We start from the raw sequence: 14021 nt of genomic DNA on the forward strand, positions 1-14021 counted from the left end.
CGACTACGTGCCAAAAGCTAGCAAATCATCGGTAAAACTCAACTATTTGGCTACCAGCTCCCGAAACTGGCGTCTGACGGGCTGGCGCGGTGCAGCGCGCGTTCCCTGCGCCGCCAGCCGTAACGGCGACGCTTGACGAGCAGCAGGCACGGCCATTCGGCGCTGCCGCCGCGCGCGGCGAGGCGAAAGCCCTGCGCGCGCCAGGCGGCGAGCACTGGATCCATCTGGCGCGCGATCAGTCCCGCGAGGATCGCATGGCCGCCGGGCGCGGTCGCGGCGGCGATATCGGGGGCGAGGGTGATCAGCGGCCCGGCGAGGATATTGGCGATGACGAGATCATAGGGCGCGCGGTGGCGGATCGCGGGATGATCGGTCCCCGGCGCCACCGCGAGCGCCAGCCGGCCGCCACCGCGGCCCAATGGCACGCCGTTGATCCCAGCATTGTCGCGGGTCACGAAGATGCTCGCGGGGTCGATGTCCGACGCGATGACCTTCGCGCGCGGCCACAAGGCCATCGCCGCGAACGCGAGCAGCCCGGTCCCGGTGCCGATGTCGGCGATGTTGCGCGGGCTCGCGCCTTGCCGCGCCAGCCGGTCGAGCATGGCAAGACAGCCCGCCGTCGTATCGTGTCCGCCGGTGCCGAACGCCTGGCTCGCGTCGATCAGGAAGGATGTCGTTCCCGGCGGAACGCGGTCGGCGTAGCTGCTCGTGTGGACGAAAAAGCGTCCCGCCCGCACCGGCTCGAGCCCCTGCTGCGACAGCGTGACCCAATCCTCTTCGGGCAGTTCCGCGACGACCGGCCGCTGACCCTTCGCGCTTGGCACGAACGACTGCAGCAGTTTCAACAGCGCCCCGCCGGGTTTGCTGTCCATATAGGCGTCGAGCTGCCACAGCCCCGCATCCTCGTCGATTTCGCGCGTCACGACGACGGGCGCCTCCGGCATCGCGTCGAGTTCGGGAATCTCGCCCGACAGCGCCTCGGCTTCGGCGCGCGTGCAGGGGAGGGAGACGATCCAGCTCATCTAGCGCACATAGCTCGCGCCGTTCACGTCGAGCACCGCGCCGGTCATCGAGGCGGGCGCATCGATCGCGCACCAGCGCGCCATCTCGGCGACCTCGTCGGGCATCGCGACACGCCCCAGCGGAATGTCGGCGAGCAACTTGTCGCCGCCGCGGCTCGCGAGATAATCCTCCGCCATGCCCGTCATCGTGAAGCCGGGGCAGATCGCAAAGGCGAGGATGCCGTCCTTCGCATAGGCGCGCGCGATCGTCTTGGTCATCGCGACCATGCCCGATTTCGACGCCGCATAATGCCAATGCGCGGGGCTGTCGCCGCGATAGGCGGCGCGGCTCGCGATATTGACGATGCGGCCGGGAGCGCCGCGTTCGTGCCAGTGCAGCACCGCATGGCGGCACAATTGCGCAGCTGCGGTCAGATTGACCTGCATCGTGCGGTTCCAGTTCGCGAGCCAGTCGGCGTTGGCGCCGCCCAGCGGATTGCCCTCGAACACGCCGGCATTGTTGACGAGCACATCGATGCGGCCGTCGAGTTTGTCGAGGCTCGCCTGCCACAGCCGGTCGGGCACTGCGGGGTCGGACAGGTCGCCGTCGGCGCTCGACAGCGCGACGACCTTAGTCGCGTCCGTGGTGAGGGCGTCGGCGATCGCGGCACCGATGCCGCGGCTCGCGCCGGTGATCAGGATATGCGTGCTCATGCCCCGCCTTAGGCAGCGGGGCAGGGCTTGCCAAGAAAAGAGGAGCGCGTGTTTACGCCACCCGGCGGCTGAATTCGCTCGCGGCCTGTTCGAGCTGCTGCAGCCGCCCGCCCATCCTGGCGAATTCCTCGCTCAGCACGCTGATCTCGTTCGCGACCATGCCCGAATCGTTGCGGATGCTCGCGATCGTCGACGACATCGAATCGGCGGCGAGCGCGGTTTCGTCGACCGCGGCGGTGATCGAGGTCACCGTCTGCGCCTGCGCGTCCATCGCGTCGCGGATGCGCTGCGCCGAGGTCTGCACCTCGACGATCGTCTGCTGGATCGACTGGTTCGCGCTCACCGATCCGCGCGTCGCCTGCTGGATCGCGGTGATCTTGCCCGCGATGTCGTCGGTCGCGCGGGCGGTTTCGTTGGCGAGGCTCTTCACCTCCTGCGCCACGACGGCAAAGCCGCGGCCCGATTCGCCCGCGCGCGCCGCCTCGATCGTGGCGTTGAGCGCGAGAAGATTGGTCTGCCCCGCGATTTCGCGGATCAGGCCCAAAATGGACTCGATCGATTCGGCGTGGTGCGACAGCGTTTCGGACATGGCGACGGCTTCGCCCGCCTGTTCGGACGCGCGCGTCGCGACGCTCGCCGACGCTTCGACTTCGCTGCGTGCATCCTCGATCGCGCGGATCAGCCCGGCGGCGGTCGACGCGGCCTCGCGCATCGCCATCGCCGACTGTTCGGACGCGGCGGCGACTTCGCTCGTCTTCGCGATCATGCCCTTCGCCGCCTGGTCGGCCGAGGCCGCCTGCCGCGCGAGCTGTTCGCGCACCCCGTCGGTATCCTGCACCAGCGAGGCGATCGAACGGTCGAAATCGCCCGCGAGCGTCTGCCGCTCGCTAGAAAACACCGCGCGGTCAAGCTTCGCCGCGTAACGCTGCATGATGTCGAATTCGAGCAGCGCGAGCCGGTTGATCGCGCTCGTCAACCGCGCCAGCCGCTCGGAATCGCCGACGCACGCCTCGACGACATATTCGATCGTCAGGCGATGGCTCTCGGCGATGCACGACATGACCGAGGCGAGCGGCAGCTTGACGCGACGCGCCATATGCGTGTTCTGGCACGCGATCGTCGCGACCTCCTGGCCCGCGGCGTCGGCATATTTGACCGTCGTGTGGCGCGCGCTGCCGCGGATATAGCTCTCGTAAAGTTCGCCCTCGACCGTGCGATCGACGCTCGGCAGCTTGTTGAACGCGTCCCAATAGGCGCGCGCGACCGCGTCCTCGCGGCCGGCGATGATCGTGTGGATTTCTGCCCCGCACGCGGCGAGCTGACCGTCGAGATCGTAAAAGGGAAAACGTTCCGACATCAAAATCGGATCGATCTGCTGCTTATGAATCGGATTTTCCTTCACCATGATCTTGGCTTCCTGATCGATCCCGAACGCGCGAGTCTGCCGCTCGCAACGCATCCCGCGAAACTGGTGAACAGGATATGCGATAGAAGTGGTAAAGGCGGTGTTAACCGGCTGCGGGGATCGGATAGCCCTCGAACGCCTTGATCGTGCGCAGCGCAAAGGCGCTGTGCATCGCCGCGACGCCGGGCAGGCGCGACAGGCAATGGCGGTGCAGCCGGTCGAAATCGGTCACGCTCCGCGCCGCGACGCGCAGCCGGTAATCCGACGCGCCCGAAAGCAGCTGGCACTCCAATATCTCGTCGAAGCTTTTGACAGCGCTCTCGAACGCGGTCAGCGCCTCCTCGCTCTGCGACGTCAGGCTGATATCGACGAAGACGTCGAGGCCCAGCCCGATGCTCTCGGGGTCGAGCCTTGCGGTATAGCCGGTGATGATACCCGCCGCCTCGAGCGCGCGAATGCGGCGGTGGCACGCCGAGGCCGAAAGTCCGACGATGTCACCGAGCTCGGCCGCCGGACGCGGGCCGGTGCGTTGCAGCAAGTCGAGCAGCTTTGCGTCGATCCGGTCGATCATTGTGCGTCCTCAGGCCATTTCACGCATAATCTGTGCGCACTCCTCGCGAATCCGGCCAGCATATGCAAGCACCTCGCGGCCCTTTTCTGTTAAAAGCGCCGACAAGTTTTCGGCGGCGCAGAACGATCGCCGATGACATCTTTATTCGGAGAGCGACCATGATCATCGGCACCCCCAAGGAAATCAAGAATCACGAATATCGCGTCGGGCTGACCCCCGAAAGCGCGCGCGAACTCGTCGTCCATGGCCACCGCGTCCTCGTCCAGACCGGCGCGGGCGAAGGCATCGGCGCGCACGACCGCTTCTACGAACAGGCGGGGGCGGAGATCGTCCAGACCGCCGAAGAAATCTTCGCGACCTGCGAAATGGTCGTGAAGGTCAAGGAACCCCAGCTGGTCGAACGCGCGATGCTGCGTGAAGGCCAGATCCTCTACACCTATCTCCACCTCGCGCCCGATCCCGACCAGACCCGCGACCTGATGAAGTCTGGCGCGGTCTGTATCGCCTATGAAACCGTCACCAGCCCGCACGGCGGCCTGCCGCTCCTGAAGCCGATGAGCCAGGTCGCGGGCCGCATGTCGATCCAGGCGGGCGCGACCGCGCTCGAAAAGGCGCATGGCGGCCGCGGCGTGCTCCTCGGCGGCGTGCCGGGCGTCGCGCCGGGCAAGATCTGCGTGATCGGCGGCGGCGTCGTCGGCTTCAACGCGGCGCAGATGGCGGCGGGGCTCGGCGCCGACGTCACGATCCTCGACCGCGATCCCGAAGTGCTTGAGCGCGTCGGCACCTTCTTCGAAGCGCGCGCCAAGACGCGCTTCTCGAACCGCGCCAACCTCGCCGAATGCGTCGCCGAGGCCGACCTTGTGATCGGCGCGGTGCTGATCCCGGGTGCCGAGGCGCCCAAGCTCGTCACGCGCGAGATGCTCGGCACGATGCGCCCCGGTTCGGTGCTCGTCGACGTCGCGATCGACCAGGGCGGCTGCTTCGAGACGAGCCATGCGACGACGCATGCCGAGCCGACCTATGTGGTCGACGGCATCGTCCATTATGCGGTCGCGAACATGCCCGGCGCGGTCGCGCGCACCAGCACCTATGCGCTCAACAACGTCACGCTGCCGCACGCGCTGCGCATCGCCGATCTCGGCTGGAAGGACGCTTTGAAACGCGACGTGCATCTTGCGCAGGGTTTGAACGTTTGGAACGGTAAGGTGACGTTCGAGGCCGTAGCCGAAGCGATCGGAACCGATTATGTGCCTGTCGAACAGGCGCTCGCCTGACAGGACCGTGAAGGACATAGCAAGACGATGACCGACCAAGTGCCGCCTCCCCCGCCACTGCACGACGACGAGCAGGAAGAAAATGAAGTGCTGCGCGCCGCGCGCGAGCGGCAGCAGCAAAAGGAAGCGGCCGACGCCGCCGAGGCGGCCGACCAGGAAGCGGCCAAGGGCAAGCGCGGCTGGAAGACCGCCGCCGCGGCGGGTCTCGGCATCGGCTCGGCGGCGGTGATCGCCGCGCTGCTCTATGTGAACCGCGACAAGATCAAATAGGGCCGATCTGAAGGGGCCGGTCGAGAGGGCGGTCGTGGAGCTATAACTGTCGCCCCCGCGAAGGCGGGGGCCATCCTCGGTTTGCGCAACGCCACTGAATTAGGCCGCTACCGGCCCCCGCCTTCGCGGGGGCGACGGCGGGTATCGCCCGAAACCAGCCCGACGGATCCCTGGAACCGCACAAGACACACTAACCACAAATTATAAATTGCAAATGACTCGCAATAACATATAAGCCCGCCGACGCCGCACCCTGCGCGTTGGAAAGGGAATCGATGTACGCCTTCGTCGACCGGCCGGTGGAAAGCCTCTGCAACAGTGGGCGTTTCCTGCTCTGGGCGATGCGGGGGTGGGTCTCCGCGGCCGAGCGCGGGCGATGCCCGCCGCAGATGCTGCACCGCGGATTTGCGGCCGTGAATGCGGCGGACGCGCTGCCCGATTTCCATGTCGCGATGGCGTTGCTCGGCGGCGACGCGGTCGAAACGCTCGTCCTCGCGCCGTTGCCGTGCCTCCAGATTTCAGAGGATGAAGCAATTCTGCTTGGACTCTGGCGCGATATTTCGCTTGAGAGCATCGCAAATGCCCGTGCGACGCTGGCCTTGCTGGCCGAGGGAGACAGCGTCGGCCCGATCGCAAAGGCGATGGGCGCAGCGATCGGCCGGTTGCTCGCGGCGGGTTTCGATATGCCGGCCCTCGCGGCCGGCACCATGACACATCAGGAAAGTCCAAAGTGATGAGTGACCGTATTGCCGAAGCCGCCAAGCTGGCCCCCTCCGCCTCGCTGACCGTCGAGGAAGTGCGCTCGGTGCGCCACTGGAACGAGCATCTGTTCAGCTTCACCATCACCCGTCCGCCGAGCTTCCGCTTTCGCTCGGGCGAGTTCGTGATGATCGGCCTGCCGGGCGAAGGGCGCCCGTTGCTGCGCGCCTATTCGATCGCCAGCCCCGCCTATGCCGACGAACTCGAATTCCTCTCGATCAAGGTGCCCGACGGTCCGCTGACCTCGCGGCTGCAAAAGATCCAGCCGGGCGACCCCGTCTACCTCGGCCGCAAGCCGACCGGAACGCTCGTCGCCGACGCGCTGACCCCCGGGCGGCGGCTGTTCATGCTCTCGACCGGCACCGGGCTCGCACCCTTCCTCAGCCTCGCTCGCGACCCCGACATCTACGACCGCTTCAACCAGATCGTCATCGTCCATTGCGTGCGCCAGGTCAGCGACCTCGCTTTCCGCGAGGAGCTCGAAAGCCAGCTCGCGGGCGATCCGCTGGTGCAGGATCAGGCGCTGCTCCAGTTCCATTACCTGCCGACGGTGACGCGCCAGCCCTTCCGCACCACGGGCCGCATCGACGCGCTGATCGAGGACGGGTCGCTCTTCGGTCACCCGCTGACCGGCCCGACCGCCTTCGACCCCGCGACCGACCGCGTCATGATGTGCGGCAGCATGGCGATGATCCGCGACCTTCAGGCGCGCTTCGAGGAACTGGGTTTCCAGGAAGGCTCGAACGCCGCACCCGGCGATTTCGTGATCGAGCGCGCCTTCGTCGGCTGATCCGGCGCCACCTTCCTCGCGCTTGCGCGGCGCGTGGCTTTCGCGCAATCGGTGTCGAGGAAGGGGAGCAGGCGTGACACCGATAGATGACGATCCACCGGGGCCGGTGGCGCGCACGGTGCGCCGTCTGCTGCTTTTGCTGTACCGGATGCGTGGATGGAAAGCTGCGGGCGCGGTGCCCGAGCCGCGGCGCTTCATCCTGATCGCGGCGCCCCACACCAGCAATTGGGATTTCGTCAATTTCCTCGGCCTGACCGCAGACCTCGACATTCGCCCGCATTTCATGGCGAAGCTGTCGCTGTTCCGCTGGCCGCTCGGCGGCTTCATCCGGCAGATGGGCGGCGTCCCCGTCGACCGCCGCGGCGGCAGCAATGTCGTCGAACAGATGGTCGCGGAATTTGCGCGGCGGAGCGAGTTCATGCTGACCGTCGCGCCCGAGGGCACGCGCGGCCGGGCGAAGAAATGGCGTACCGGCTTCTATCAGATCGCGCTCGCGGCCAAGGTGCCGATGGTCGTCGGGCTGATGGATTATGGCACCCGAACCGGGGGGCTCGGCCCGCTGATCTGGCCGAGCGGCGATTTTCGCGCCGATATGATGAAGGTGCTGGAAAGCTATAAAAACTGCGTTCCCAGATTCCCCGAACGTGCGGTCCGGTCGATCGATGATATAGTCGGCGTCGATGAGAAACCGGACACGCGCGCATGAGTGACGTCCTTTTGCTGCTGGGCGTCAATTTCGCGGGATTGCTTGGCGTGATCCTGCTGTTGTGGGGCGTCGCGACGCTGATCCGCGACGTCTCCTTCATCGATGCCTTCTGGGCTTTCGGCATGGTGCTGCTCGCGTGGGGGACGGCGTGGCAGACCGGTATCGCGGCGCCGCATGCGACGCATGCGAAGCTGCTCGTCGGCCTCGTGACACTGTGGGGGCTCAGGCTGGCGATCCACCTCCTGATCCGCTGGGCGCGCGACGGCGAGGATCCGCGTTACCGGAAAATGCTCACTAACCGGATCGAGAAGCGGAAGTGGAGCTGGGCGAAGACCGCGCTGCTCGCCGTCTTTCTGACGCAGGCACCCTTGCTGTTCGTCACTTGCCTGCCCGCCCAGATCGGCATCTGGGCGGGCGCGGGCGCCGCGCAGGACATCGGCCTTATCGGATGGCTTGGCGCCGCCGCGGCGCTCGCCGGCATCGCGTTCGAAAGCATCGGCGACGCCCAGCTCGACGCCTTCCGCAAGAATCCGGCGAACAAGGGCAGGGTGCTCGACACCGGCCTGTGGCGCTATACGCGTCATCCCAATTATTTCGGCGATGCGCTGACCTGGTGGGGCATCTGGCTCGTCGTGCTCGACCTCGGTTGGGGAGCCGCGCTCGCGAGCGTCATCGGGCCGGTCTTCCTGACCTTCACCCTCACCAGATGGTCGGGCAAGGCCTTGCTCGAAAAGGGGCTGCACAAGACGCGGCCCGCTTACGCCGACTATGTAAAGCGCACCTCGGGTTTCGTTCCATGGCCGCCAAAGACCAAGGGTTAGGCAGCGATGAAAGCCCCGCCGACGTCTCGGCGCTCGGCGACGCGCCGCGCATCCGCGCGATCCTGATCGAGGCGGCGCGCGCGGGGCGCAGCGTCAGCTACTCCGAACTGCTCGGTGACCTCGGCTTCCGTTTCACCCGGCCCAAGATGCGCGCGGTCTGCCGAACGCTCGAAGAGGTCGACCGGCTGAGCGCGGCGGACGGTGAACCCGACCTCGCGGTGCTGGTCGTGCGCGAATCGGACCGCTTGCCGGGACAGGGCTGGTGGGTCGGCGGCACGGCGCTGCTGCTCGGCTATGACGGGCCGTGGGAAGGCGCCGCCGCGGCGCGCTTCATCCGCGAGCAGCAGCGGGCGGTGTTCGACTATTGGGCGGAGCGATAGGCGGTTTTCGGCCGGGAAGCGGCCATTTAATCCTCCCTGTGCCGAAGGGCATGGGGAGGGGGACCGCGCCCGCAGGGCGTGGTGGTGGGGCAGCGACGGTGCGCCATTAGCCCCTCCGTCAGTGCTTCGCGCTGCCACCTCCCCATCGCTGCGCGACAGGGAGGAGCTTAGGTCCGCTCACCACCGCGAAGCCGCAGCCAGAGAAAAAGGGCGGCCGTCCTTTCGGACGCCGCCCTTGATCGTTCAACGAAGCGGTGAAGCTCAGGCTTCGGCCATATCCTCGTCATATTGTTCGACCGGACCCGAATCCTGGCCCTTCGCGTCGACGTCGCGGTCGACGAATTCGATGACCGCGATCGGCGCCGCGTCGGAGGCGCGGATGCCGGCCTTGATGACGCGGGTGTAGCCGCCGTTGCGGTCCTTGTAACGCTCGGCGAGGACGTCGAACAGCTTGGTGAGCTGCGTGTCGTCCATCAGGCGGCTCATCGCGAGGCGACGGTTGGCGAGGCCACCGCGCTTCGCCAGCGTGACGAGCTTTTCGATATAGGGACGCAGTTCCTTCGCCTTGGCGACGGTCGTCGTGATCTGCTCATGCTTGATGAGCGAGGCCGACATGTTGCGGAACAGGGCCGTGCGGTGCGCGCTGGTGCGCTGCAGCTTCCGGCCACCCGATTTATGACGCATGATTTCTTCCTTCGTTTGTCAGAGGGGCCGTGCGAGGTACCCCAAGCCAGGTCGGTTAAAGGGCCGACCCATTCCCCGCCCCGTCGCCCCCGCGAAGGCGGGGGCCGCTGGAGGCATCGCGTAAGGTTGCAAGCGGCCCCCGCCTTCGCGGGGGCGACGTGCTTTAACCCAGCAGCTCCTGTTCGAGCTTCTTGGCCATTTCCTCGATATTCTCGGGCGGCCAGCCGGGGATGTCCATGCCGAGGCGCAGGCCCATCGACGACAGCACTTCCTTGATTTCGTTCAAGGACTTGCGGCCGAAGTTCGGCGTGCGGAGCATTTCGGCTTCGGTCTTCTGAACGAGGTCACCGATATAGATGATATTGTCGTTCTTGAGGCAGTTCGCCGAACGGACCGACAGTTCGAGCTCGTCGACCTTCTTCAAAAGGAAGCGGTTGAGCTGGTTGACGTCCGACTCGTCGGCGGTGGTCGGCGAAGCCGCCATGCCGATGAGGCCGCTGTCGTTCATCGCTTCTTCGAAGTGGACGAAGACCTGGAGCTGGTCCTGAAGGATGCGCGCGGCGTAAGCGACGGCGTCCTCGGGGGTGACCGTGCCGTCGGTTTCGACGGTGAGGTTCAGCTTGTCATAGTCCAGTTCCTGGCCGATGCGGGCATTGTCGACCTTGTAGGCGACCTGGCGCACGGGCGAGTAGAGCGAGTCGACCGGGATCAGGCCGATCGGCGCGTCGACCGGACGATTGGCGGTCGCGGGGACGTAACCCTTGCCGGTGTCGGCGACGAGTTCCATGTTCAGCGTCGCGCCGTCGTCGAGGTGGCAGATGACATGGTTCGGGTTCATCACCTTGATGTCGCCCGACACCATGATGTCGCCGGCCTTGACGGTCGCGGGACCGGTCGCCGAAAGCTGGAGCCGCTTCGGGCCCTCGCCTTCCATCTTCAGCGCGATCTGCTTCACGTTGAGCACGATGTCGGTGACGTCTTCACGCACGCCGGCGAGGCTCGAGAATTCGTGGAGAACATTCTCGATCTTGATCGACGTGATCGCCGCACCCTGGAGCGACGAGAGCAGCACGCGGCGCAATGCGTTGCCGAGCGTCAGGCCAAAGCCGCGCTCGAGCGGCTCGGCAACGAAGGTCGCCTTGCGCTTGCCGTCGCTGCCAGCCTTGATTTCCAGGTTGCTGGGCTTCTTCAATTCCTGCCAGTTCCGGATATTGACAGTCATGGACTTCCCTTTGCTTTGGGCGGGACGGGCAGGGGTCGGCTTGCCTGTCCAGCGAGGATTTGGTGCGGGCGGCGCCCCGGCGGTGGGGCGCGCCCGAAAAGACGTCAGACGCGGCGGCGCTTGGCCGGGCGGACGCCATTGTGCGGGATCGGCGTCACGTCGCGGATCGACGTGATGTGGAAACCGACCGCCTGCAGGGCGCGGAGCGCCGATTCACGGCCGGCGCCGGGGCCCTTGACTTCGACTTCGAGCGTGCGGACGCCATGTTCGGCGGCCTTTTTGCCCGCGTCTTCGGCGCAGACCTGCGCCGCGTAAGGGGTCGACTTGCGGCTGCCCTTGAAGCCCATCATGCCGGCGCTCGACCAGGCAATCGCATTGCCCTGCGCGTCGGTGATGGTGATCATCGTGTTGTTGAAGGTCGCGTTGACGTGGGCCACACCCGACGAGATATTCTTGCGTTCGCGCCGGCGAAGGCGCTGCGGTTCACGAGCCATGATGAAATCCTAACCTGTATCCTGAATGGCCGGTGGCGGACGGATCGCCGCTCTCCGGCAGGGAAAGAAACAAGGAAGCGCGCCCTTCAGAGCGCGCTCGACCTTACTTCTTCTTGCCGGCGATCGGCTTCGCCTTGCCCTTGCGGGTGCGCGCATTGGTGTGCGTGCGCTGGCCGCGGACGGGAAGGCCCTTGCGATGACGCAGGCCGCGATAGCAGGCGAGGTCCATCAGGCGCTTGATGTTCATCGCCGTGTTGCGGCGCAGGTCGCCCTCGACCGTGTGGTCGGCGTCCAGCGTTTCGCGGATCTGGAGGACTTCGGCGTCCGACAGGTCCTGAACGCGGCGGCTGTGGTCGATGCCCAGCTTGTCGGCGATGTCGACGGCGGTCTTGCGACCGATGCCGTGGATGTAGGTGAGCGCGATGATCACGCGCTTGTTGGTGGGCAGATTGACGCCCGCGATACGTGCCATTGGGTACTTTCTCCTGCTCCACAGGGCGCGCTGGCAATCGGCCCCATCTCAAAGCGTCTGAATTTCCAACGCAAAAAACGGACCACGATGCGCACGAAAACGCTTCGCCGTCCGGTCAGGCTGTCGGAATGTCCGCGCAGTTAGGGTGAGTCGCCCCGAAAGTCAAGCAGACTGCGGTGAATGGCTTGTTCGAACGCGTGATCACGGATGAGATGTAAGAGCGACGGCGCGATCGTGCAAGCGACCGACGACGGCCCGGTGGATTCCCGGCGCACAGGCGATGACGCCAAACGCTTGCGCGCGCGGCGTATTGAAGCGCAAAGGCTCGCCGAACGCATCGGTGACGGTCGCGCCCGCCTCGGCCGCGATCAGCGCCGCGGCGGCGACGTCCCACTCGAAACCCCAGCGCAGCGTCGCGACGAGGTCGGCGCGGTCGTCGGCGACGAGCGCCATGCGCAGCGCTATGCTGTTCGGCTTGGTCACCATGATCAGGTCGCGGTCGACCTTGGGCAGGCTGTCGGCGGGAACGCGCGCGCCGTCGAAGATCATGCGGCGGCTGGCGCGCAGCGCCTCGCCGTTGAGCGTCGCGCCCTTGCCCTTTTGCGCGACCCACAGCTCGTCGAGCGCGGGGGCATAGAGCACGCCGAGCTCGGGGGCGCCGTCGATGACCAGCGCGACCGACACGCACCAGCCCGGACGGCCGCGGATGAAATCGCGCGTGCCGTCGATCGGATCGACGCACCACATCGCGCGGCACGACAGACGATTTTCATTGTCGGCGGTTTCCTCGGACAGCCACCCCGCCTCGGGCACCATCGCGCCGAGCACGGCCTTCAGCCGCGCATCGACCGCGAGGTCGACGTCGCTCACCGGATTGTCGTGTGACTTGTGCCACACGTCGACCGCCTTGCCCTCGCCCCGCCAGCGCGCCATCGCCATGTCGCCGACCTCGCGGGTCGCGGCGATCATCGCTTCGAGGTTGCGCGCGGGCATCGGCGGACGGTCCTAGCTGCCGGCGACGGTCATGCCGTCGATGCGCAGCGTCGGTGCGTTGGTGCCGTGGCGGAATTCGAGGTCGTTCGCGGGGATCAGCGCGGCGAACATGTCGATCAGATTGCCCGCGATCGTGAATTCGGCGATCGGCCCCGCGACCTGGCCATCGCGGATCAGGAAACCCGAAGCGCCGCGGCTGTAGTCGCCGGTCACGGGGTTGACGCCCTGGCCGATCAGTTCGGTGATATAGACGCCCTCGGCTATACCTTCCATCAGCGCCGCCGGCGTCGCGTCGCCCGCGGCGAGGTGCAGGTTGCTCGCGCCGACCCCCGACGCGCCGCCGCCGCGGCTAGCATGGCCGGTCGGCGTCAGGCCGAGCTGCTTCGCCGAGGCGGTGTCGAGCAGCCAGCCGGTGATCCGGCCCTCCGCGACGATGTCGCGCGCCGCGGTCGGCAAGCCCTCGCCGTCGAAAGCGCGGCTGCGAAGGCCGCGCGGGCGGTGCGGTTCGTCGCGGATGACGATGCCGCTGTCGAACAGCATGCGCTCTTCCTTGCCGAGCAGGAAGCTCGTGCCGCGCGCGATCGCGGGGCCGGCGATCGCGCCGAGCAGATGGCCGACGATGCTGCTGCTGATCCGCGGGTCGAGCAGCACCGGAAGCTTGCCCGTCGGCGCCTTGCCCGGATTCAGCCGCGCAACGGCGCGCGTGCCGGCGCGGGCACCGATGTCGGCGGTGCTTTCGAGGTCGGCGAGATAATGCGCGCTGTGCCAGCCGTAATCGCGCTGCATCGCCGCGCCTTCGCCGGCGATGACGCTCGCCGACAGGCTGTGGCCGCTCGATCCATAGCCGCCGGCGAAGCCGTGGCTGGTCGCGAGCGCGAAGCGCGTGCGGCTGTGGCTCGCGCTGCCGCCTTCGCTGTTGGTGACCCCGGCGACGGCGCGCGCCGCCTCCTCGACCGCCAGCGCCGCTTCGCGCAGCGCCTGCGGGTCGGCTTCGCTGCCGTCGTCGAGGTCGAGGTCGGGAACGGGGTCCTTGAACAGCATTTCTTCGGGCGCGAGGCCGGCATAGGGGTCCTCGGGCGCCTCGCGCGCCATCGCAACGCAGCGGGTGACCAGTTTCGCGAGTTCGCCCGCATCCATGTCGGCGGTCGACACGCTCGCGCTGCGCCGGCCGACGAAGACGCGCAGCGAAATATCCTGCCCCTCCGACCGCTCGACATCCTCGAGCGCGCCGAGCCGCATCGAGACCGAGGTCGCGGCATTGCAATAATAGAGGGCGTCGGCGGCGTCGGCGCCGGCTTTGGCCGCAGCGTCGCAGAGCATGCGCGCGCGATCGAGGGCTTCGGAAACGGTCAGCATTGCCGCGCCCTATACGGCGCGCGGGCGGGGGTCAAAATAAAGTCTTCAATCGTCGTCACCCCGGGCTTGATCCGGGGTCCATGACGTCGCTGTTGGAATGGATTCCGGA

Annotated in this window: 17 protein-coding genes; 7 read left to right on the forward strand and 10 right to left on the reverse strand. The window is 66.8% G+C overall.

Features of this window, described 5'->3' with window-relative positions; all coding sequences use genetic code 11:
* Positions 1-50: 50 nt before the first annotated feature.
* The 4 genes from VFG17_RS09055 to VFG17_RS09070 form a co-directional block, all read right to left on the reverse strand.
* Positions 51-1022: a 50S ribosomal protein L11 methyltransferase gene (locus VFG17_RS09055; protein ID WP_325029147.1), complete on the reverse strand. Its 972-nt coding sequence runs from the start codon at positions 1020-1022 to the stop codon at positions 51-53.
* Positions 1023-1715 carry an SDR family NAD(P)-dependent oxidoreductase gene (locus tag VFG17_RS09060; protein WP_325029148.1) on the reverse strand — a complete coding sequence of 231 codons (693 nt, stop codon included), beginning with the start codon at positions 1713-1715 and terminating at the stop codon, positions 1023-1025.
* Between the two features lie 52 nt (positions 1716-1767).
* Positions 1768-3120 carry a methyl-accepting chemotaxis protein gene (locus VFG17_RS09065; protein ID WP_325029149.1) on the reverse strand — a complete coding sequence of 451 codons (1353 nt, stop codon included), beginning with the start codon at positions 3118-3120 and terminating at the stop codon, positions 1768-1770.
* A 103-nt stretch (positions 3121-3223) separates the two neighbouring features.
* Positions 3224-3691 carry an Lrp/AsnC family transcriptional regulator gene (locus VFG17_RS09070; RefSeq protein WP_325029150.1) on the reverse strand — a complete coding sequence of 156 codons (468 nt, stop codon included), beginning with the start codon at positions 3689-3691 and terminating at the stop codon, positions 3224-3226.
* Between the two features lie 158 nt (positions 3692-3849).
* Between VFG17_RS09070 and ald the strand changes: the two genes are divergently transcribed.
* The 7 genes from ald (at position 3850) to VFG17_RS09105 (ending at position 8691) form a co-directional block, all read left to right on the forward strand.
* Positions 3850-4965: an alanine dehydrogenase gene (ald, locus tag VFG17_RS09075; RefSeq protein WP_325029151.1), complete on the forward strand. Its 1116-nt coding sequence runs from the start codon at positions 3850-3852 to the stop codon at positions 4963-4965.
* A 27-nt stretch (positions 4966-4992) separates the two neighbouring features.
* Positions 4993-5235, forward strand: a complete 243-nt coding sequence (locus tag VFG17_RS09080; RefSeq protein ID WP_325029152.1) for a hypothetical protein — start codon at positions 4993-4995, stop codon at positions 5233-5235.
* A 275-nt stretch (positions 5236-5510) separates the two neighbouring features.
* Positions 5511-5969, forward strand: a complete 459-nt coding sequence (locus VFG17_RS09085; RefSeq protein ID WP_325029153.1) for a hypothetical protein — start codon at positions 5511-5513, stop codon at positions 5967-5969.
* Entirely contained in the window at positions 5969-6784 is an 816-nt protein-coding gene (locus VFG17_RS09090) for a ferredoxin--NADP reductase (protein ID WP_325029154.1), read from the forward strand. The genes VFG17_RS09085 and VFG17_RS09090 overlap by 1 nt, the downstream gene beginning before the upstream one ends.
* A 73-nt stretch (positions 6785-6857) precedes the next feature.
* On the forward strand, positions 6858-7490 hold the full coding sequence (locus VFG17_RS09095) for a lysophospholipid acyltransferase family protein (RefSeq protein WP_325029155.1): 633 nt from the start codon (positions 6858-6860) through the stop codon (positions 7488-7490).
* Positions 7487-8311 carry a DUF1295 domain-containing protein gene (locus VFG17_RS09100; protein WP_325029156.1) on the forward strand — a complete coding sequence of 275 codons (825 nt, stop codon included), beginning with the start codon at positions 7487-7489 and terminating at the stop codon, positions 8309-8311. The genes VFG17_RS09095 and VFG17_RS09100 overlap by 4 nt, the downstream gene beginning before the upstream one ends.
* Entirely contained in the window at positions 8287-8691 is a 405-nt protein-coding gene (locus VFG17_RS09105) for a ribose-phosphate pyrophosphokinase (RefSeq protein WP_325029157.1), read from the forward strand. The genes VFG17_RS09100 and VFG17_RS09105 overlap by 25 nt, the downstream gene beginning before the upstream one ends.
* 261 nt (positions 8692-8952) lie before the next feature.
* Here VFG17_RS09105 and rplQ read toward each other — a convergent pair whose 3' ends face one another.
* The 6 genes from rplQ to VFG17_RS09135 form a co-directional block, all read right to left on the reverse strand.
* Positions 8953-9375, reverse strand: coding sequence for a 50S ribosomal protein L17 (gene rplQ / locus VFG17_RS09110; RefSeq protein WP_325029158.1), 423 nt, complete (start codon positions 9373-9375; stop codon positions 8953-8955).
* Positions 9376-9538: 163 nt separating this feature from the next.
* Positions 9539-10597 carry a DNA-directed RNA polymerase subunit alpha gene (locus VFG17_RS09115; protein WP_058803170.1) on the reverse strand — a complete coding sequence of 353 codons (1059 nt, stop codon included), beginning with the start codon at positions 10595-10597 and terminating at the stop codon, positions 9539-9541.
* 104 nt (positions 10598-10701) lie between these two features.
* Positions 10702-11091: a 30S ribosomal protein S11 gene (rpsK, locus tag VFG17_RS09120; RefSeq protein ID WP_003040416.1), complete on the reverse strand. Its 390-nt coding sequence runs from the start codon at positions 11089-11091 to the stop codon at positions 10702-10704.
* Positions 11092-11194: 103 nt separating this feature from the next.
* Positions 11195-11563 (reverse strand): 30S ribosomal protein S13, encoded by a 369-nt coding sequence (gene rpsM / locus VFG17_RS09125; RefSeq protein WP_037553668.1) that lies wholly within the window; start codon positions 11561-11563, stop codon positions 11195-11197.
* 201 nt (positions 11564-11764) lie between these two features.
* Positions 11765-12556, reverse strand: coding sequence for an inositol monophosphatase family protein (locus tag VFG17_RS09130; protein WP_325029159.1), 792 nt, complete (start codon positions 12554-12556; stop codon positions 11765-11767).
* Positions 12557-12568: 12 nt separating this feature from the next.
* Complete coding sequence (locus tag VFG17_RS09135; RefSeq protein ID WP_325029160.1) at positions 12569-13912, reverse strand: TldD/PmbA family protein; 1344 nt, start codon at positions 13910-13912, stop codon at positions 12569-12571.
* Positions 13913-14021 lie beyond the last annotated feature (109 nt).

The sequence above is a fragment of the Sphingopyxis sp. genome (assembly GCF_035686825.1).
Classification (GTDB): Bacteria; Pseudomonadota; Alphaproteobacteria; order Sphingomonadales; family Sphingomonadaceae; genus Sphingopyxis.